This window comes from Tranquillimonas rosea (genome assembly GCF_900111315.1).
GTDB classification, from domain to species: Bacteria; Pseudomonadota; Alphaproteobacteria; order Rhodobacterales; family Rhodobacteraceae; genus Tranquillimonas; species Tranquillimonas rosea.
On the sequence record NZ_FOGU01000015.1, the window covers coordinates 1 to 18,827 of the forward strand.

15 protein-coding genes are annotated in these 18,827 nt (G+C 70.7%); 4 read left to right on the forward strand and 11 right to left on the reverse strand.

Translation table 11 applies throughout. From position 1 onward, the window contains the following. The 5 genes from BMZ25_RS18260 to BMZ25_RS18280 form a co-directional block, all read right to left on the reverse strand. Positions 1-2,144, reverse strand: a 2,144-nt coding sequence (locus tag BMZ25_RS18260; RefSeq protein WP_092696094.1) for a calcium-binding protein, incomplete at its 3' end; no start/stop codon positions are given. A 250-nt stretch (positions 2,145-2,394) separates the two neighbouring features. Continuing rightward, positions 2,395-3,780, reverse strand: a complete 1,386-nt coding sequence (locus BMZ25_RS18265) for an HlyD family type I secretion periplasmic adaptor subunit (RefSeq protein ID WP_092696095.1) — start codon at positions 3,778-3,780, stop codon at positions 2,395-2,397. After that, a complete protein-coding gene (locus BMZ25_RS18270) occupies positions 3,777-5,528 on the reverse strand; it encodes a type I secretion system permease/ATPase (RefSeq protein WP_092696096.1) in 1,752 nt (583 codons plus the stop codon). The genes BMZ25_RS18265 and BMZ25_RS18270 overlap by 4 nt, the downstream gene beginning before the upstream one ends. Before the next feature lie 59 nt (positions 5,529-5,587). Beyond that, complete coding sequence (locus BMZ25_RS18275; protein WP_143071560.1) at positions 5,588-6,118, reverse strand: hypothetical protein; 531 nt, start codon at positions 6,116-6,118, stop codon at positions 5,588-5,590. After that, positions 6,115-7,140: a helix-turn-helix transcriptional regulator gene (locus BMZ25_RS18280; protein WP_092696098.1), complete on the reverse strand. Its 1,026-nt coding sequence runs from the start codon at positions 7,138-7,140 to the stop codon at positions 6,115-6,117. Before BMZ25_RS18280 ends, BMZ25_RS18275 begins: the two co-directional genes overlap by 4 nt. A gap of 501 nt (positions 7,141-7,641) precedes the next feature. Between BMZ25_RS18280 and BMZ25_RS20555 the strand changes: the two genes are divergently transcribed. Then, positions 7,642-8,307: a helix-turn-helix transcriptional regulator gene (locus BMZ25_RS20555; protein WP_143071561.1), complete on the forward strand. Its 666-nt coding sequence runs from the start codon at positions 7,642-7,644 to the stop codon at positions 8,305-8,307. 10 nt (positions 8,308-8,317) lie between these two features. Here the strand turns inward: BMZ25_RS20555 and BMZ25_RS18290 are convergent, their stop codons facing one another. Both BMZ25_RS18290 and BMZ25_RS18295 read right to left on the reverse strand, forming a co-directional pair. Beyond that, on the reverse strand, positions 8,318-8,971 hold the full coding sequence (locus tag BMZ25_RS18290; RefSeq protein WP_092696099.1) for an ABC transporter ATP-binding protein: 654 nt from the start codon (positions 8,969-8,971) through the stop codon (positions 8,318-8,320). A gap of 15 nt (positions 8,972-8,986) precedes the next feature. Further along, the gene (locus tag BMZ25_RS18295; RefSeq protein WP_092696100.1) at positions 8,987-10,435 is read right to left on the reverse strand and encodes a KpsE/RkpR family capsule polysaccharide export protein; all 1,449 of its coding nucleotides are present in this window, start codon (positions 10,433-10,435) and stop codon (positions 8,987-8,989) included. An 89-nt stretch (positions 10,436-10,524) separates the two neighbouring features. On the opposite strand from BMZ25_RS18295, the gene BMZ25_RS18300 reads away from it, so the two are divergent. After that, a complete protein-coding gene (locus BMZ25_RS18300; RefSeq protein ID WP_235859936.1) occupies positions 10,525-11,340 on the forward strand; it encodes an ABC transporter permease in 816 nt (271 codons plus the stop codon). On the opposite strand, the gene BMZ25_RS18305 is transcribed toward BMZ25_RS18300, so the two are convergent. Further along, complete coding sequence (locus BMZ25_RS18305) at positions 11,330-12,331, reverse strand: glycosyltransferase (RefSeq protein WP_092696102.1); 1,002 nt, start codon at positions 12,329-12,331, stop codon at positions 11,330-11,332. The genes BMZ25_RS18300 and BMZ25_RS18305 overlap by 11 nt on opposite strands. Before the next feature lie 403 nt (positions 12,332-12,734). Between BMZ25_RS18305 and rfbD the strand changes: the two genes are divergently transcribed. Then, positions 12,735-13,586 carry a dTDP-4-dehydrorhamnose reductase gene (gene rfbD / locus BMZ25_RS18310; RefSeq protein WP_092696103.1) on the forward strand — a complete coding sequence of 284 codons (852 nt, stop codon included), beginning with the start codon at positions 12,735-12,737 and terminating at the stop codon, positions 13,584-13,586. A gap of 152 nt (positions 13,587-13,738) precedes the next feature. Here the strand turns inward: rfbD and BMZ25_RS18315 are convergent, their stop codons facing one another. Both BMZ25_RS18315 and BMZ25_RS18320 read right to left on the reverse strand, forming a co-directional pair. After that, positions 13,739-14,758: a ParB N-terminal domain-containing protein gene (locus BMZ25_RS18315; RefSeq protein WP_092696104.1), complete on the reverse strand. Its 1,020-nt coding sequence runs from the start codon at positions 14,756-14,758 to the stop codon at positions 13,739-13,741. Positions 14,759-14,899: 141 nt separating this feature from the next. Then, positions 14,900-16,294, reverse strand: coding sequence for an AAA family ATPase (locus BMZ25_RS18320; protein ID WP_177190529.1), 1,395 nt, complete (start codon positions 16,292-16,294; stop codon positions 14,900-14,902). 396 nt (positions 16,295-16,690) lie between these two features. On the opposite strand from BMZ25_RS18320, the gene BMZ25_RS18325 reads away from it, so the two are divergent. Beyond that, on the forward strand, positions 16,691-17,701 hold the full coding sequence (locus BMZ25_RS18325) for a replication initiator protein A (RefSeq protein ID WP_235859937.1): 1,011 nt from the start codon (positions 16,691-16,693) through the stop codon (positions 17,699-17,701). Here the strand turns inward: BMZ25_RS18325 and BMZ25_RS18330 are convergent. Beyond that, positions 17,698-18,738, reverse strand: coding sequence for a DUF2793 domain-containing protein (locus tag BMZ25_RS18330; RefSeq protein WP_177190530.1), 1,041 nt, complete (start codon positions 18,736-18,738; stop codon positions 17,698-17,700). The genes BMZ25_RS18325 and BMZ25_RS18330 overlap by 4 nt on opposite strands. Between the last annotated feature and the right edge of the window lie 89 nt (positions 18,739-18,827).

The window sequence follows — 18,827 nt, forward strand, 5'->3', positions numbered from 1 at the left end:
CCGTCGACCGTCACCCGGAAGCCCAGCACGTCCTGGTCCTGGTTGAAGTCGAAGTCGCGGATCACGTCGCTGCCATCCGTCGAGCTGAACGAGAACCCGCCCTGCCCGTCCGAGCTCAGCGTCAGGTCGTAGAAGAACACGTCCTTGCCGACACCGCCGGTCAGGTCGTCGTTCCCCTCGCCGCCGAGGATGTAGTCGTCCCCCGCCTGGCCATCGAGCGTGTCGTCGCCGGTCCCGCCGGACAGGAAGTCGTCTCCCTTGCCGCCGTAGACCCGGTCATCGCCGAACTCGCCGAACAGGATGTCGTTCCCGACATTGCCGTCGATCTTGTCGTTCTGCGTCCCGCCGAACGCGACGTCATCGCCGGACCCGCCGTCGATCTTGTCCCAGCCCTGCTGGCCGAAGATCGTGTCGTTGCCGCCGTTGCCGAACAGCCAGTCGCCGCTGTCCGACTGGGCAGCGCCGCCCACGTCGGGACCGTCGTCGCAATCGTACGGGGTCTCCAGCTCGGGCAGCGGGCTGTAATCCTCGCACTCGCCATCCATGTTCAGGTCGAGGTCGAACCCGTCGCCGCCGAAGATCAGGTCATCCCCGCCTTCGCCCTTCACCACGTCGGTATTGCCGTTGCCCTGGAGCGTGTCGTCGTCGGCACCACCGAAGATCTTGTCGCGCTGGTTGCCGCCTTCGGCCCAGTCCTCGCCGGTCCCGCCCTTGAGCTTGTCGTACCCGTCGTTGCCTTTCAGCACGTCGTCGCCGCTGCCGCCATAGGCGGCATCGTTGCCGGTCCCGCCATAGATGACGTCGTCATCGGCGCCGCCGGCAAGCTTGTCGTTGCCGCTGTCGCCGACAAGGAAATCGTCGCCGTTGTTGCCGCGGACGACGTCGTTGCCCGACCCGCCGGAGGCGAAGTCATCGCCCCACTGACCGGCGATCGTGTCCGCGGCGCCTTCGCCGAAGATCGTGTCGTGGCCGCCGCCACCGGTCAGAAGGTCGCAATTGTCCTCGCCGGTGTCACCCTCGCCGCCCGGCGCCTCGGGGCAGACCTCGCCGTGCTTGGTCGATTGCGGGCCGAACGAAATCGGGTCGCACGCCCAGTCCTCGTCGCAATCGTAGCCGTCGAGACCCTCGATGTTGCCGTTGTCGCCGAAGATGATGTCATGGCCCGCGGCGCCGTCGACGATGTCCGCCTCGCCGCCGCCGCGCATCACGTCGCGGCCCGCGTCGCCGTTCATCGTGTCCTTGTCGCCGCCGCCGCTCATCGTGTCCCAGCCACGGCCGCCGAACATCAGGTCGCGGTCGTCGCCGCCGAACATGGTGTCGTGGCCGCCCTGACCGTCCATCTCGTCGTTGCCGGACCCGCCGTACATGCAGTCGTCACCGTCCTTGGTGGTGTCGGTGCCGTAGTTCAGGTTCGGGCCGAGACCGCCGCGCACGTCGCCGTACATCTCGTCGTCGTCCGCGCCGCCCAGCATCAGGTCGTCGCCCAGGCCGCCCGCCATCTTGTCGGCGCCGCTCTGGCCGCCCATGCGGTCGTTGCCGGTCCCGCCGTACATCAGGTCCTTGCCGGTCCCGCCCCACATGCAGTCGTCGCCGCCTTCGCCGTCCATGCAGTCGTTGCCGGCGCCGCCGTCCATGTAGTCGTTGCCGTCACGCGGGTTGTCGACGTCGATCGTCGCGTCGTCGCCCGACATGATGTCGTTGCCGTCGCCGCCCCACATCGCATCGTCGTCGAAGCCGCCGATCATGCTGTCGTTGCCGTACTCGCCCCACAGGCAGTCGTCGCCGGTCTCGCCGTTGAGGTAGTCGTCGTCGCTCGAGAGCGGCGGATAGGGCAGGTAATTGTAATCCCCGTCGTAGCCGTAGAGGTAATCGTCGCCGGACCCGCCGTAGAGGCTGTCCTCGCCCTCGAGGCCCCAGAGCTTGTCCTGGCCGCCCTCGCCGTTCATGTAGTTGCCGTTCTCGTTGCCGAAGAACGTGTCGTTGCCCTTGCCGGTCTCGACGTGATCGGCATCGACGTCCGAGGTCAGCGAACCGATGTCGTCATCGTTTTTGAGCTGCAGGACGCTGGGATAGGGATCCGGGAACGGCTGGTTGGGATCGCATTCGCCCCAGGTATCGTAGGGAACGGGATTCTTACCGGACATCTCTCAATCTCCTTGGCACAGACGGGTCCCCGGACCTTTCCCGGACCGGCCACCGTCAGGTTTTACGAAAAGCGACCGGGGAAACCGGTCTTCAAATAATGGACAATGCTGTCATCCACGCGGCCATTAGAGACCGCTTCCCGTCCCCGCGCTGCCCCCATACGGGGATACAAATAGGGATCCGGGCGGCCCCGGAACGCCACGGCCCCCGCCCGGGCGGGCGGGGGCCGGCACACCCGCGCAAGGGGTGTCAGTTGTTGCTTTCCTTCATCGCCGTCGACATCCCGCCCAGGACCGGGCTCAGGATGTAATCGGCGACGGTCTGCTCGCCGGTGGCGATCATCACCTGCGCCGGCATGCCCGGCTGCACCTCGACATCCGGCACGGCCTCCAGCGCCGCCTCGGGGACCCGCACCTTGACCAGGAAATACCCCCGGCCCGTCGCCTCGTCGACGAGGCTGTCGGCCGAGACATGCACCACCTCGCCCTCGACGGGGGGCGTGGTGCGGAAGTTGTAGGCGGTCAGCCGCACCCGCGACGCGGCGCCCTCGGCGACCTGGTCGACATCCTCGGGGCGGACCTGCGCCTCGACCACGTAGCGCGCGCCGTCGGGCACGATGCGCAGGATCTCCTCGCCGTCCTGGATCACCTCGCCCGGCGCGGTGAAGCGCAGGCCCAGCACCTTGCCGGTGCGCGGCGCGCGCACCAGCAGGCGCTCCTTGACGTCCTCGTTGGCGACGATGCGCTGGCGGATCTCGAAGATCCGCTCCTTCACCGCCTGGCGCTCCTCGGTGATCTGCCGGGCGCGGTCGCGGCGCACCTGCAGGATGCGTTCCTCGGTCTCAGAGATCCGCTGGCGCACCGACTGCACCTGGCTGTCGAGGATGTTGAGATCCCCCAGCAGGGACACCTCGGCCTCGCGCCGCGACAGGTAGCGCGTCTTGGTCACCAGCCCCTTGTCGTGCAGCACCTTCAGGTCGCCCAGCTCGTCCTGCACCAGGCCCAGCTGCTCGGTCAGCGCCGCCTGCCGCGCCGCCAGGCCGACCAGCTGCTCGTTCAGCTCCTCGACCCGCTTGCGCAGGATCTCCACCTGGCCGCGCCACATCTCGCGGTTGGTCTCGAACAGCTCCCGCTGGGCCTGCACCATGCCCCCGAAGGACGCGTCGCGGGCCGTCAGCGCCACCAGCTCGTCCGACAGCGTCATCCCGGCGGCGTCGCGGAACTCGGCCGCGAGCCGTTCGTCGTTGGCCAGCGCGTTCACCAGCTGGCTCAGCAGGATGTTGTCCTGCGCCCCGGTCATCGTGCCGTCGAGCACGGCCAGCACCTGGCCCTCGGTGACGCGCTCGCCCTCGGTGACGCGGACCTCGCGCAAGAGGCCGCCCTCGAGATGCTGCACCACCGGCAGGTCGCCCTCGACCCGGAAGTTGCCCGTGGCCACCACCGCGCTGTGCAGCGGCGCGCGGGCCGCCCAGGTGCCGAGCCCGCCCCAGAACCCGGCGATCATCAGCACCAGAAGGAAGATCAGCCCGCGGATCCGGGTGGGCGGCCGGGCGCCGCCGGGGGTATGGGGCGGCAGCGCGTCGCGCAGGGTCAGGTCGCCCGCGGCGCGGGCCGTCGGCAGGGTGTCGGTGCTCATTGGGCCACTCCTTCGGCAAGCTGCGCCTCGACCGCGGGCCGGCGGCGCAGGATCTCGATCTTGGCGTCGCGCGGCCCCTCGGAGACCTGCGCGCCCATCGGCCGGACCTCGGCCCCCAGCACCGCGGTGGCGCGGCCGAAGCGGACCATCCGCCCGGCCTCCATCACCGCGGCGTGGCTGACCGATTTCAGCACGCTCATCCGGTGGGTCACGACGATCACCACCGCCCCGCGGGCGGTCGCCCCGGCGATCGCCGCCGACAGCGCCTCCTCGCCCGCGGGGTCGAGATTGGCATTGGGCTCGTCCAGGACGATCAGGCGCTTGTCGCCGAAGAACGCCCGCGCCAGGCCGATGCGCTGACGCTGACCGGCCGACAGGAACCGTCCCTGGGGCCCGACATCGGCGTTGTAGCCGCCGGGCAGGGACAGGATCAGCTCGTGCACCTGGGCGCGCTTGGCGGCCTCGACGATGGCCGAGGGCCGGGCGTCGGGATCCATCAGCGCGATGTTCTCGGCCACCGAGCCACGGAACAACTCGACCTGCTGCGGCAGAAAGCCGGTATAGCGGCCGATCTGCTCGGGCGGCCAGTCGGTCAGGGCCGCGTCGTCGATCCGCACGTAGCCGCGGGTCAGCGGCTGCAGCCCGACCAGCGCCCGCGCGAGCGTGGTCTTGCCCGCCCCCGAGGGGCCGATCAGGCCCAGCGAGTCGCCGGGCTCGAGCTGGAAGCTCACGTCGAAGATCAGCGGCTCCTGCCGGGCGGGGGTGACCACCGCGGCGGTCTCGACCGACAGCCGGCCCTGCGGCTCGGGCATCTCCATCAGCGCGCGCTCCTCGCCCGCCTCCGACATGAGCGCGTTCAGCCGCTGCAGCGCGAGCCGGGCCTGCAGCAAAAGCCGCCAGCCCGAGATCGACTGTTCCACCGGCGCGGCGGCGCGGCCCAGCAGGATCGAGGCGGCGATCATCATCCCCGGCCCCATCTGCCCCTGGAGCACCAGGATCACCCCGGTGCCCATGATCGCGATCTGCAGGAACATCCGCACCATCTTGGCCAGCGACGTCATCGAGGCGATGCGGTCGTTGGCGCGGGTGCCGAAGCGCATCGCGGCGAAGGATTCGCTCTCCCACCGGCCCACCAGGGTCGGCGTGCGGCCCATGGCGCGGACGATGTCGGCGTTGCGCAGGATCTCGTCGGCGGTGGCGTTCGAATCCCGCGCCGCCGACGAGGCCGCCTTGGCGGGGTCGCGGCCGGTGAGCTCGCTGATCACCCCCAGCGTGAACAGGATCACGATGCCCACCGTCGCCACCGCGCCGAGCAGCGGGTGGAAGAGGTAGATCAGCGCCACGAACAGGATCGACCAGGGCGCGTCGAGCAGCGCGGTGAAGACCGGCGAGACGACGAAGCCGCGGACCTCGTGCAGGTCGCGCACCGGCTGGGTGTCCTGCACGCCGCCGGTTCCGCGCACCACCGCGCCCAGGATCTGCGGCCCGAGCCCGGCCTCGAGCCGGTTGCCCAGCCGCGAGATCAGCCGCTGGCGCAGGGCGTCGAACAGCATGAAGAAGACCAGCGCGATGCCCGCGCCGACGGTGAGCGCCACGAGCGTGGCGATGCTGCCCGAGGACAGCACGCGCGAGAACAGCTGCAGCATGTAGAGCGGGGCGGTCAGCACCAGCAGGTTAAGACACAGGCTGGTGACGAAGATGGCGACGATCAGGCCGCGCTGGCCGTCGAAGACACGCGGGGAACGCATGGCAGATCTCCTTGCGGAAAGGCGAAGGGCGGTGCGGCGGCCCGGGGGCCGCCGCGCTGTCAGAAACCGATGAGCGCGCGCGCCTCGGCGGCGCCGAGGGCGATCCGCTCGGGCATCGCGCTGCCGAGCGCCACCCCGAGGGCGAGCGCGGCCAGCACCGTCAGCGCGGCGCCCAGGCGGCGGCGGGCCGGGCGGCGCTCGGCGGCGAGCGCCTCGGCCACCGCGTCGCGGACCATCGGGCCGAGCTCGATGCGCACCGCGCCCTCCAGCCCGTTCACCGCGCCCTCCATCGCCTCGAGCCGCGCCGCGGCCGCGGCCTCGCGGGCCTCCAGCGTCTCGCCCATCCGGGCCGGCAGGCGGTCGAACATCTCGCCCACGCGCTTGTGCAGCTCGACGATGTCGCCCTGCCGCGCGAAGCCCGACAGGCCCTTGCCCAGCGATCCGCGCAGCGCGGTCAGGTCGGCCTCGCTCAGCCGGCGCTCGCCCGCGGCCACGGCCCCCTCCTCGGGGTGCGCCGCCGTGTCGATCCCGGTCTCGTCCTCGTCCGTCTGGGAGGGGACAGCGGTTTCCTGTGCCATTGCGATAGTCATAGCGAACGCTCCATGGATGCCTGCCAGGTCAGCAGCTGCGCCATCTCGGCCCGGCAGCTGACATTCATCTTGGACAGGACGCGCTTGGCGTAGGTGTTGAAGGTCTCGACCTTGAGGCCGGCGATCTCGGCGGCCGTGCGGTTGGAATGGCCCGCCCGCATCAGCGCGGCGACCCGCGCCTCGGTCGGGGTCAGACCCATCCGCCGGGCCAGGAGCTCGATCCGCTTCTGCTCGGGCGGCATCGGCAGCATCGCCAGCACCAGCGGCGCCGTCGCGCCGTCGGGCGCGTAGAGCGACAGCGACAGCGGGACATGCGCCGTCTTCCCGGCGCCGCGCAGGATCAGGACGAACTCGGTCTTGGCGGGGTCGGACGCGCCGGCGGTCTCGGCCAGGGCGGCGCGCAGGGCGCGGGTCTCGGGCTCGCGCGCGGCGCAGATGCCCTGGGGCCCGGCGCGCAGCAGCGTGCCCTCGGCCAGAAGCTCGCGCGCCGCGGTGTTGGCCTTGAGCACATGCCCCGCCGCATCCAGCACCAGCACCGCGGCGTTCACCCGGCGGCTGATCATCCACAGCATCGCGTCGTCGGAGAGATCCGACAGCGCGCCGCCCACCTGGGCGACGATCATCCGCCGCAGGCCGCTCCAGACGGTGCGCAGCAACTCGGCCGCCGCGGTCGCGGCGGCGTCGGTGTGCAGGGCGACGTGATCCTCGATCCCGCTGTCGAAGCGGCAGCGCAGGATCACCCAGCGGGCCGCGGGACCGCCGGCGGGATCCACCGCCAGCCCCATCAGCGCGCCGGGATCGCCGGCGATCTGCGCCACCTCGACCAGCCGGCCGGGCTCCCCCGCCGGGGCCGCGGCGCGGGCCGTCGGCGCCCCGGTGGCACAGGAGGTGACCGTCAGGCCGCCCCCCGCGACATCGAGGCACGCCACGGACATCCTCGAGAGACTCCCGAGGATGTCGTGCAGCGCGTCCGAGCGAACCATCTCGCTCGTATTGAAAAGGCTTCTCTCAATGATACTCATGAATCCCCCCCCGGAAACTCATTTCGAAAGATAGAAAGGTGATTAAATGACTTTCCGACCCATCCGAGTTTAAATGCTATCGGCTGAAATTCGCCGCTCCGATCTATAGCACGAATCGGCGGAAAATAAGCTGCGCGAAAGGACTAAGTATCCGGATTGAGCTTTGCGCCCGAGGGAGTAGATCGAATTGTCAGCGGCGCGGAGACTGGCAATGCGGATACAAGTATTTGCCGGCGTGGCCTCTTGGCGAATCGTATTACAACCATGGCGTGCAGGCGGGTGCAATTCCACCCAAAGGCGAAGACGTCCGGGGGGACATTCCGTATCGCGATATGTGACGCAATAAGATTTCAAGTATTTTCAGTTATTTAAAGAAATATGGTGATTTAATGGCAGAGATGTGCAACTTTACGCCCTAAGGGGAAGGGTCTGGGGCGGAGCCCCCGTACTCTCGATATTGGAATAATTTTTTTACTGTAAATCCTTTGAAAGGGTTTACCGATGGGTCTTTATATTGTCTCCCGGCAATCGCTCTCCCGGGAATTGATCGTCTCGTTCCTGACCTCCGAGGGATTTCAGCCCGACGGGGTCGTGGAATCGCTCCACAACCTCCCGCCAGAGGAAACGGAACCGACGATCCTCCTCCATGTCGGCGCCGGGGACTGTCCCGAGAGCGGGCAATTGGCGGCCTTCCGCGGCCGCTGTCCCGAGGCGCGGATCGTGCTTCTGGCGACCGAGCAGATCTGCGGCGCGCTCGAACAGGCGGTGCTCTCGAACGTCGAGGCGGTGGTCTCGGACCGCACCTCGATGCGGACCCTGGCGGGAATCCTGACGGTGGTGCACCAGGGCTTCCGGGTGGCGCCGCCGCTGGCCCCCGCGGGGGCCGAGCCCCCGGCCTCGCTGGCCGCCCTGCGCCCTGCGGCGGAGCCCGCCGCACCGACCCGTCCCGCGGCGACCGACCTCGCCGCGCGGGGCATCCGCCTGTCCGAGCGCGAGCTCTGCGTCATCAAGAAGCTGCGCGACGGGGTGTCGAACAAGGACATCGCCAAGGACCTGCAGATCGTCGAGAGCACGGTGAAGGTTCACCTGCGCGCCTGCTATCGGAAGATCGGCGTGCGCAACCGCACCCAGGCGGCGATCTGGGCGGCGCAGAACCTGCCGGGGTAATCCGCCCGGCTCAGGCCATCAGCTCCTTGTGGTAGGAAATCGCGGCGTCGAGGTCGTCGAAATAGTGCAGCTTGCCGGCCTCCAGCACGATGCCGGCGTCGCAGAATTCCTTCACCTGGCCCATGTCGTGGGTCACCAGGATCGCGCCCGACCGCTTCATCCGCTCGCGGAACACCGCGCGGCTCTTGCGCTTGAACGCCGCGTCGCCCACCGCCGTCACCTCGTCCACCAGGTAGGTGTCGAAGCGGATTCCCATCGACGCGCCGAAGGTCAGCCGCGAGCGCATCCCCGAGGAATAGGTGTTCACCGGCATGTGGAAATGGCGCCCCAGCTCGGCGAAATGCTCCACGAAGGTCACCAGCTCGTCGGTGTCCACGCCGTAGATCCGGGCGATGAAGCGGACGTTCTGCGCCCCGGTCAGATCGCGGTGGAACGACCCCGAGAACCCCACCGGCCACGAGATCGTGCCGCCATGCACCACCCGCCCCCGCGAGGGGCGCATGGTGCCGGCGATGATCTGCAGAAGCGTCGACTTGCCCGCCCCGTTGCGCCCCAGAAGCGCCAGCGACTCGCCGGTGGGCAGGGTCGCCGTGAGATCGTCGATGACGGTCTTGTAGCGCCCCTTCAGCCAGAAGCCCTTGCTGAGATGATCGAACCGGATCACGGCCTGCGCCCTGCCCTATTGCCGGTCCCGGATGCTGTAATAGACCAGCGCGAGGATCGCCCAGCCCATCGCCAGGAACAGCGCCGCCAGCCCCGTCAGCATGAAGCGGCGGGGATATTCCGCGGTCTCGGCCAGCGTCGGGCGGATGAAGGTGGCGAGATACAGCGTCTGCCGTGCCGCCCGCTCGCGCGCGGCGTCCAGCGCGGCCAGCGCCGCGCGATAGGATTCCTCGGCGAACTCGCGGTCCACCGTCAGCCCCTCGTATTCCTCGATCAGCGTCGGGTAGTCGGTGCCGATGCCGGCGACCTCGTCCTGGGCGAAGGACTGGCGCTCCGAGGCCAGCCGCCCGCGGATCACCTCGATCCGGCGGCGCGCCTGCGCCACCCGCGGGTCCGAGCTGTTGGTGTCCTCGCGCAGCAGGTCGAGCTCGATCAGCGCCGAGGCCAGCTGTTCCTGCAGGTTGTTGACCACCCCCATCTGGCCCTGGATCTCGGCCTCGGGGTCGACGATCTGGGTGCGCGAGCGGAACGCGGTCAGCGCCTGCCGCGCCTCGCGCAGGCGGGTCTCGGCCTCGGCGAGGTCCTCCTCGGCGTAGCGTAGGGAATCCTCGCGCTCCTCGGCGTTCAGCGCGTTCACCTTGCTCTGGCTCTCGGCGACGATGGCCTGGGCGATGCGCTGCGCGGTATCGGCGGAAAAGGCCAGCACCCGCAGCTCGATCAGCCCGGTGGACTGATCGTACGAGATCCGCACCATGCGCTGCCAGTACCACAGCAGCTCCTCGATGCTGGCCGAGGGCCAGAGCGAGAAGATCGGGTCGTTCGGCCAGGGGCCGGAATAGGCCTCGATCAGGTTCACGTCCTCGTTCACCGCGGTGATGATGTCCTGGCTCTGGATGAACTCGTAGAGGATGTCGGGGTTGGACTGCCCGCCGCCGCCGCCGGTGAACTGCGACAGCCCGCCCAGAAGCTCGCTGGCCGTGCCGCCCTCTTCCTGGCGCACGGTGAAGCCGGTGCGCGAGGCGTACTGGTCGACGCTGACGCCCCAGAGATAGATCGACACCAGCGCCAGCGGCAGCAGCACCGCCAGCACGAAGCTGGTCACCAGGCCCCAGTGGCGCTTCTGCATCCGCGCCGGAGAGGCCACGGGCGCGACCTCGACCACCTCGGCCGCCGGCGCGGCCTGCTGCTGCTGCGGACCCTTCTTGGGCCCGCCCTTGTTCGGGCCCTGGCCCTTGTTCGGACCCTGCCCGCCCTGCGGACCGCCCTTGGCCGGACCCTGGCCCTTCGCCGCGCCGCCCTGGCCGCCGGCGCCCGCCTTGCGCGGCAGCGGCGTCACCTGGCCGCCGCCCTGCTCCGCCGGCGTGCCGGAGTCGGGCGACGAAGTGCCGTCCTCTCCGGGCGGCGCGTCGGGCGCCGTCTCGTCGTCCTTGGGCGGCGCCTTGCGCGCCTTGTCGTCGTTCTGCATCACGGCCGCCGTTCGTCGAACCCGTTTGAAGTCGTCGGGGGCTTTCTACATACTCGGGCGCGCAACGTCACACCATGACGGATTTTCCCGTGACGACATCCACCGATCCCCAGTCTCCCGTGCCGGAGGCGCAGACCCCGCGCCGCACGGGCGCGATGCGGACCATCGCCGCGCTGATCCTGCGCGAGATGTCCACCCGCTACGGCCGCACGCCGGGCGGCTATGCCTGGGCCCTTCTGGAGCCGCTGGGGATGATCGTCATCCTGTCGTTCGGCTTCTCGCTCCTGCTGCGCTCGCCGTCGCTCGGGACCAGCTTCCTTCTGTTCTACGCCACCGGTTTCCTGCCGTTCAACCTCTACCAGGGGGTGTCGCTCAACACCTCGCGGGCGCTGACCTATTCGCGCCCCCTGCTCGCCTACCCGGCGGTGACCTGGATCGACGCGGTGCTGGCGCGCTTCCTGCTGACCGTGCTGACGGCGGTCACCGTGGCCGCGGTGCTGATGGTGGGGATCCTCAGCATCATCGACGCGCGGGTGGTGATCCAGCTCGGGCCGATCCTGGGCGCGATGGGCCTGGGCGCGGTGTTCGGGCTGGGCGTGGGCGTGCTGAACTGCCTGCTGACGGGGCTGTTCCCGACCTGGGCGATCGTCTGGTCGATCATCACCCGGCCGCTCTTCATCGTCTCCGGTGTGATCTACATCTACGAGGACCTTCCCCGCGCGGCGCAGAACGTGATCTGGTACAACCCGCTGATCCACATCACCGCGATGATGCGCAGCGGCTTCTACCCGATGTACGAACCCGACTGGGTGAGCCCCGAATTCGTGGTCTTCTCGGCGCTGATCCCGATGGCGGCGGGGCTGCTTCTGCTGCGGCGGCATTACAAGGACATCCTCAACGCCTGACCTCGGCCAGCGCCACGACTTCGTCATGGGACAGGTCCAGCCGCCGGGTCACCGCATCGCGGACCGCGCGGCGCATCAGCCGCAGGTAGACCGGCCGGTCGGCGCCGTAGCGTGCCGCCGCCAGCCGCCATTTCGGCCAGAGCACCAAGAGCAGCGGCCAGAACAGCGGCCCCGCGGCGCGGCGGTACATCAGCAGGCCGTTGCGGTAGGTGTAATAGACCTTCCACAGGGGCCGGAACGCCCGGCGGTAGTCGCTCTGGAAGGTCGAGCAATCGTGCTCGAACCGGATCCGCGGATCGAACAGGATGGAGAAGCCGCGCTTTCGCAGCCCCAGCGTATAGATCACGTCGTCGCCGTAGAGGAACAGCCGTCCGTCGGGATAGCCCGCCGCGCGGATCATCCCGGCGGGCAGGAACAGCCCGACGAAGGAGGTCAGGTCGATCGGCCGGGGCGCGGCGCCGTCATAGGCGCCGTAGGGAATGTGGTAGCCGTCGCGCCCGCGTCCCATCGCGGTGCGCAGGAACACCCGGAGCGACCAGAACGGGTTCACCGAGGGGCGGTTCATCTCGCAGATCCGGCCGTCGGGGAAATAGACCGCGGCGGCCAGCGCGGCGGCGGCGCCGCCGGCCTCTCCGGCGATGGCGTGGAATGTGGCGAACGCGTCCCCTGCGGGGCGGGCGTCGTCGTCCATCACCACCACCCAGTCGGGGGCGCAGCGTTCCATCGCCAGCCGCAGGCCGGTCTCGAACCCCCCTGCCCCGCCGATATTCGCCTCGCTGCGATGCACGACCAGCCGGCCGGATTCCTGCGCGGCGAGCCAGTCGGGCGTGGCGTCGGTCGAGGCGCAATCCACCACGACCACCGCCGCCAGCTGGTCGTCCGGCGTCTCCAGGAGGCAGGCCAGGGTCCGCTTGAGCTGGTCCAGCCGGTTGTGGGTCACCACCACCGCCACCAGGCGCCCCGCGCCCGCCGTCCGAGCCTTGTCCGTCATGGTCCGACCCCTGTCCCGTCGCGGCTGCTGTGCCCCGCCCCGGCCCCGGTGTCAAACGGCGGCGCGGTGTTTCGCGCGCGAAACATCAGGAGTCGCTAATGTTTCGCGCGCGAAACATCCCCCTCTCTGGACAAGCCCGCCCCCGGCGGGATTTGCTGGCCGCCGGGATGACGGGCGACACCGGGCCGCGGAAGAGGCCTGCGGACCGGGACCGAGGGCGTGCCGCCCCCCGCGCCCCCGCGCCACGGCGACGCCCGTGGCGGATCCGTGGCGAACCCGGCCGGCCTCCCGGCGTTTCGCTGCGGGAGGGCCCCGAGCGCGCGCTGCGCCGGCATCACGACACCGAGCCCCGGTGGCGGGCCCTGCAGGACCGCCGGGGCGTGGGACAACGATTGGGAACGGTATGAAAAGCCTGGTTTTAGGCCATGACGGACAGCTCGCCACCGCGCTGCGGCGGCTGGGAGGCGACACGGTGATCGCGCTGGACCGGGGCGCGGCGGATCTCTCGGACCCCGAGGCCTGCGCCGCTCTGGTGCGCGACACCCGCGCCGACGCGGTGATCAACGCCGCCGCCTGGACCGACGTGGACGGCGCCGAGGCCGACGAGGCGGCGGCGCGGGTCGTCAACGCCGAGGCGCCCGCGGCGATGGCGCGGGCGGCGGCCGAACGCGACCTGCCGTTCCTGCAGGTCTCGACCGAGTACGTCTTCGACGGATCCGGCACCGCGCCCTGGCGGCCCGACGACACGCCCGCGCCGCTCAACGCCTATGGCCGCACCAAGCTGGCGGGCGAGGAGGGCGTGCGCGCCGCCGGCGGCCGGCACGGGATCCTGCGCACCTCGTGGGTGATCTCGGGGACCGGGCGCAACTTCCTCACCACGATGCTGCACATGGGCGCGACCCATGCGGGGCTGCGGGTGGTCGACGACCAGGTCGGCGGGCCGACCCCGGCGGGCGGGCTGGCCACGGCGCTGCTGACCCTGGCGCGGGCGCTGGCGGACGGGCACGACAGCGGCACCTGGCACTATGCCGGGACGCCGGATGTCAGCTGGGCGCAGCTCGCGCACGCGATCTTCGGCGTCTCGGGGCAGGGGGTGCGGGTGCAGCCCATCCCGACCGAAGAACAGCCCCGGCCCGCGCCGCGACCGCTGAACTCGCGGCTCGATTGCGGCACGCTGGAGCGCGACCTGGGGATCGCGCGCCCCGACTGGCAGGCGGCGCTGCCCGATCTCGTCCGCGGCGGGGACGGGGCATGAGGGGCATCAGGACGGGCCTCGTGCCGGCGACGTGTTTCGCGCGCGAAACATTAGCGACTTCTGATGTTTCGCGCGCGAAACACCGCCTTCAGGCATGCCATAGAGACTGTGTAAGACCCTGACAGGCCCGTTTCAGGGCCTGTTGCGAGGGATCAGCGCCGCTGCACGTCGTCCTTCAGCCAGCGTTCGAGCCGCAGGCGGAACGCCCGGTCCACCCGGTCGCCCTCGATCGAGACGCTGCCGTCGGCATGGGACAGAAGCGCGATCCCCGGCGCCGGCTCGGACCGGGTGGGGGCGGGGCGGCGCGGCTTGGGCGGCGACACCGCGGCGGCCAGCCGGGCCTGTTCCTCGTCGGGGCTGGCGGCGGGCTGGGCGGTGAGTTCGGACCGCACCGCGGGGCCGAAGCCCGGCTCGTCCTCGATCGCCTTGGCCAGTTTCAGGCCCGCCCGCTCGCCCATCGCCTCGGGAAAGCACAGCACCCCGTCGAGCGCATGGACGATCGACAGGAACGAGCCGATCTTCGAGCGGCGCGACCGCGAGGCGGCGGCGAAGAGATCGCGCAGGGCCGTGGCCTCGTCGGGGAAGACGCCGTGCTCCACCGCCTTCACCACGATCCGGGCCCGCTCGTAGTAGCTCAGCCCGACGCGGATCTCGTTCTCCTCGACCATGGCGAGATAGGCGTCGGCGGCCTGGTCGGGACGGCGCAGCAGGGCCAGCACCGTACCGAACCGCGCCTCGCCGGTCTCGTCGCGGAGCCGGCGCAGGGCCGTCAGGCGGCGCCAGCCCGAGATCAGGCCATAGCGCCCGCTGTCCAGCCGCGTGACCTCGATCGGGGTCTGCTGGCCGCGGGCGCGGAGCGAGTCCATCAGCGCCGCCATCTCGTCCTCGTCCGAGGCGAGCCGGTCGCGCACCAGGTAGCCCGCGTCGATCTCGTCGAGGGGCAGGGGCAGGACCATGCGGCCCTCTTCGCGCGCCGCGCGCAGGGCCTCGGCCATCTCGTCGGCGGCCGAGGCGGCGGCGGCCTCGCCGGCGACATCGGCGATCGGCGCGGCCCGGCGGGGGCCCTGGCCCAGAACGCCGGCGGCCATGCCGGGGGCGCGGGCGGCCGCGTCCGGCCCCTCCTGCGGGGCCCGCGTGGCGGGGGTGGGGGACAGACGCTTACGCTTGGCCATCGGCGGCACTCCTCGGCAGGGCAGGGCGCAAGGCTCTCATGCCCGGATTGTCACGGGGTGACACCACCGCGCGGTGGTCCCCGGCGCGTTTCGCGCGCGAAACATTAGCGACTCCTGATGTTTCGCGCGCGAAACACCCGCTCATTCCGCCGCCTCCCGCGCGGCCAGCTCGTCGCGGCGCCAGGCACCGATCAGAAGCCGTTTCACCGCGGCATAGGTGGCGTCGAAGGTCTCGCGCCCGCGGACATAGGTCTCGCGGTTGAAGTCGCGGTAATCGGCCTCGTAGATGCCCTGCACCTGCTCGCCCGCCTGGCCGATCAGCGCGGTATAGCCCTGGCGGTGGGGCGAGAGGGTGCGGCCCAGATAGGCCTGCATCAGCGAGGCCATCTCGGATTGCTGGGCGCCGTCGTAGCGGGTCACCACCGCGCGCACCGCGTCCCATTCGAAGGCCAGCTCTTCGCGGCCCAGGGCGCGGGCGGCCATGTTCTCGCCCTCCTCGATCGAGGAGAAGGTGGTGTGCAGCATGTCGAAGAACCGCCCCGTGGAGTCGAATTCCAGGAACGACGCGCCCAGGGGCACCAGCAGGATGTCCGCGGCCGCCAGCCCGTTGATCGTCAGGTAGCCCAGGGCGGGGGGCGTATCGAGCAGCACCACGTCGTAGGCGTCGAGCGCGCCGCTTTCCTGCAGCATCTCGCCGAGGGCGTCCCACAGCTTCCAGCCGCGGGCCTGCATCCGCCAGACGGGGATCTGGAACTCGGCCCAGTAGAGGTTCAGCTGCGCGCCGATCAGGTCGATGTTGGGCCAGTGGGTCTTCTGGATCAGCGTGTCGACGCCGGTCTCCAGCGCCTCGCCCAGGGTGTCGTCCAGCGGGATCGGCGCCTCGCCCCGGTCGGCGCGGCGCTGGTTCTCGGACCGCAGGTAGGTGGCGTAGTGCCGCGCCAGGAGGGGGAACACCGTCTGCCATTCGTCCGCGACGCTGCCGCCGAAGATCGAGGTCATCGAGCCCTGGCTGTCGAGATCGACCACCAGCACCCGGTAGCCGTCGAGCGCCGCCGACATCGCCAGGTGCGCCGCGGTCGAGGTCTTGCCCACGCCGCCCTTGAAGTTCGCCACCGCCACCATCTTGGCCGGCAGCCCCTTGGGACGGTAGGGCAGGTATTCCTTCGCCTTCGATCCCTCGGCGCCGAAATGAGAGCGCAGGCGCAGCACCTCGTCGAGGGTGAACCACTTGGCACCGCCCTCGGTCTCGGACCGGCCCTGAGGCAGGGAGGGATTGGCCTTGAGCACCCGGCGGAAATGGGCCTGGGCGACGGGGATCAGGTAGCGGGTGATCTCCCAGGTCGAGAACATCCTGAGCCGCCGGGCGCCGCCCTGCTCCTCGAGCCCCCGGCCCGAGAGGTCGGCGCGGCCGTCGGCGCAGGCGCGGGCGATGGCGCCGAACCCCTCGGTCGAGGTTTCGGGGCCCAGGTCGCGCAGCGCGGAATCGGGGTCGATGTTGAAATAGGGGGGCGGGGTATTGCCCTGGTCCGATCGCATCTGTCCTGCCTCATGTGCGCCGTTTTTGCCAGTATACGCGCAAACGGCGCACATGGAAGAAAAGACCTCACATATTTTGGATTTCCCCAGTATATCAGGGGGTTGCCACCAAGCGCCCACGGGTCGGGGCAGGGGACCCAAATCGGCGGCCCAGTTATTTTATGGTTAGATAGTACGTTACGGGGCCGGGGCCGATCCGCCAAGGCCCCGTGAAACAAGGGGTTTCGGTGGATCGCGCGGGGCGTCTCCGACTCCGAACCCCCGATCGTGTGATTCCGAACCCCCGCCCCTCCGACTCCGATCCGCCGAAGCCCGGCTGGACGCGGGCCCCCTCGGGCCGTACTCTGGGTGTCACTGAAACCCCGAAGCAAAAACGGGGGCACGAGCAGGGCGCGGATGACAGGACAGGATCACGGCAGCGGCGGGCTGATGCCGCGGCGTCACCCGACGCCGGACTTCTTCGTCTGCGATCTCTTCGACGCGGCGCCGAAGGACGACCTGGGGACGATGGAGCATCCGATCTTCTCGCTCTCGACCCGGCCCGACCGGCGCATCCTGTCCTATGCCCACAACGGCACCAGCGTCGAGGTCACGCCCTCGGTCCGGGGGCGGGCGACGATCCACGACAAGGACATCCTGATCTACTGCGTGAGCCAGCTGATGGCCGCGCTGAACGCCGGGCGCGAGGTGTCGCGCACCCTGCGGCTGACCGCCCACGACCTGCTGGTCGCCACCAACCGCGACACCAGCGGCGACGCCTACCAGCGCCTGCGCGAGGCGTTCGAGCGTCTCGCCGGCACCCGGATCACCACCAACATCGCCACCGGCGGGATCGAGACCACCCAGGGCTTCGGCCTGATCGAGAGCTGGGAGATCGTCCGCCGCTCGAAGGGCGGGCGGATGATCTCGGTCGCGGTGACGCTGTCGGACTGGCTCTACCGCGCGGTGCTGGCGAAATCGGTGCTGACCCTGTCGCGCGACTATTTCCGCCTGCGCAAGCCGCTGGAGCGGCGGATCTACGAGCTGGCGCGCAAGCATTGCGGCCGCCAGCGTGAATGGCGCGTCTCGGTCGAGGTGCTGCACAAGAAGTCGGGTTCGACCGCGCCGCGGCGGGTGTTCCGCGCCGCGCTGCGCCGGATGATCGCCGAGGCGCGGCTGCCCGACTACCACCTCGCCGAGGAAGAGGGCGACATCCTCCGCGTCAGCCGCGCCGGTCTGGCCGAGCGCGACAGCGGGCCGCTCTTGTCGGCGGACGCGCTGGAGGCGGGCCGGGCGATGGCGCCGGGCTGGGACATCCACGCACTCGCCGCCGAATGGCAGAGCTGGTGGGAAGAGACCGGCCGCCCCCGGCTGAACGCCCCCGACCGCGCCTTCCTGGGCTGGCTCCGGGGACGGCTGGGCCGCTAGGCCACCTTCCACAGCGCCAGGTGCGTCCGCCCCGCGTCGTAGCGCAGCAGCGTGGTGCCGGGGCCGGTCCGCAGCCCCACCGCGTCGCCGGGGGCCAGCGCCAGGAGCGCCGTCAGCGCCACCGGCGCCGCGCCCCGCAGCTCGACCGCGTGGGATGTCGCGGCGCCGTTCACCGACAGCGCGAGCGCCGCCTCGGTGGCGGCGTCCGCCACGCCCGAGACCGCGGCGGCATAGAGCCCCCCCGCCGGCACGGTCAGCGCCCCGCCCGCAAGCGGCATCGCCCCCGCGTCGCGCGCCGTCAGGGGCAGGGGGATGTCCGGCGCGGCGATGTCGGTCCAGCCGCCGGCGCCGCGGGCCGAGGCGGCGGTGTCGTGGGACAGGTGCAGCGCCCCGGTCGCGGCCTCGACCCGCAGCGCCTCGCGCCAGGCGGTGCCGTCGGCGCTGACCTTGAGGGTGAGGTCGTCGTGCCCCGGCAGACCGATCTCGGCCCGCCCCGCCCAGCCGGACTGGAACAGCAGGCTTGCCGTCTCGGCCGGGGCGGCCTTGTTCACGATCAGCCGGTGGCCCGCGCCGTCATGGCTGAGCCGGGTGGCCTGGGCCGCCACGGCGAGGCGGGTGGCGGAATCCGCCCCCGCGTTCAGCCCCAGCGTGCCCGCGGCGGCGAGGTCCTCGGTCACCGCCGGACGCCAGGCGCCGTCGCGGTGCACCACCAGCCGGCCCGCCGCCCGGTCCCAGCCCAGCCAGCCCTCGCCGGGATCGGCGAAGACCCAGCCGCCGCCGGCGGCCAGCGCCAGCCGCCCGCCCTGTCCCGCCCAGGCGGCGCCGGGCGCGGGGCCCAGCCCGTGGACCGTGCCCTCGGGCGCGGCGGCGGGCGGGGTTTCGGCGCCGGTCGTCTCGAGCACCAGCTGCACCAGCCCGTCGAGCCGCGCCAGCGCCTCGTTGTGGGTGACGTGCTTCTGCGCCTGGGCGGGGCGCAGGCGGGGCAGGGCGAGACGGCGGGTGGCGTCGGGGCTGTCGAGAAGGGGGGCGGCGGGCATCGGCACTCTCCATCGGGGAACGGCCCGCTCTATAGGCGCGGGGTGGTTAACCGCCGGCTGGAGCACCGCGCGGCGGCAACGCCCCGCCC

What these genes read in the sequence shown, in the direction of transcription:
- BMZ25_RS18265 (WP_092696095.1), bottom strand. Translation starts at nt 3,780, where the DNA reads ATGAGCACCGACACCCTGCCGACGGCCCGCGCCGCGGGCGACCTGACC.
- BMZ25_RS18270 (WP_092696096.1), bottom strand. Translation starts at nt 5,528, where the DNA reads ATGCGTTCCCCGCGTGTCTTCGACGGCCAGCGCGGCCTGATCGTCGCC.
- BMZ25_RS18275 (WP_143071560.1), bottom strand. Translation starts at nt 6,118, where the DNA reads ATGACTATCGCAATGGCACAGGAAACCGCTGTCCCCTCCCAGACGGAC.
- BMZ25_RS18280 (WP_092696098.1), bottom strand. Translation starts at nt 7,140, where the DNA reads ATGAGTATCATTGAGAGAAGCCTTTTCAATACGAGCGAGATGGTTCGC.
- BMZ25_RS20555 (WP_143071561.1), top strand. Translation starts at nt 7,642, where the DNA reads ATGGGTCTTTATATTGTCTCCCGGCAATCGCTCTCCCGGGAATTGATC.
- BMZ25_RS18295 (WP_092696100.1), bottom strand. Translation starts at nt 10,435, where the DNA reads ATGCAGAACGACGACAAGGCGCGCAAGGCGCCGCCCAAGGACGACGAG.
- BMZ25_RS18305 (WP_092696102.1), bottom strand. Translation starts at nt 12,331, where the DNA reads ATGACGGACAAGGCTCGGACGGCGGGCGCGGGGCGCCTGGTGGCGGTG.
- rfbD (WP_092696103.1), top strand. Translation starts at nt 12,735, where the DNA reads ATGAAAAGCCTGGTTTTAGGCCATGACGGACAGCTCGCCACCGCGCTG.
- BMZ25_RS18315 (WP_092696104.1), bottom strand. Translation starts at nt 14,758, where the DNA reads ATGGCCAAGCGTAAGCGTCTGTCCCCCACCCCCGCCACGCGGGCCCCG.
- BMZ25_RS18320 (WP_177190529.1), bottom strand. Translation starts at nt 16,294, where the DNA reads ATGCGATCGGACCAGGGCAATACCCCGCCCCCCTATTTCAACATCGAC.
- BMZ25_RS18325 (WP_235859937.1), top strand. Translation starts at nt 16,691, where the DNA reads ATGACAGGACAGGATCACGGCAGCGGCGGGCTGATGCCGCGGCGTCAC.
- BMZ25_RS18330 (WP_177190530.1), bottom strand. Translation starts at nt 18,738, where the DNA reads ATGCCCGCCGCCCCCCTTCTCGACAGCCCCGACGCCACCCGCCGTCTC.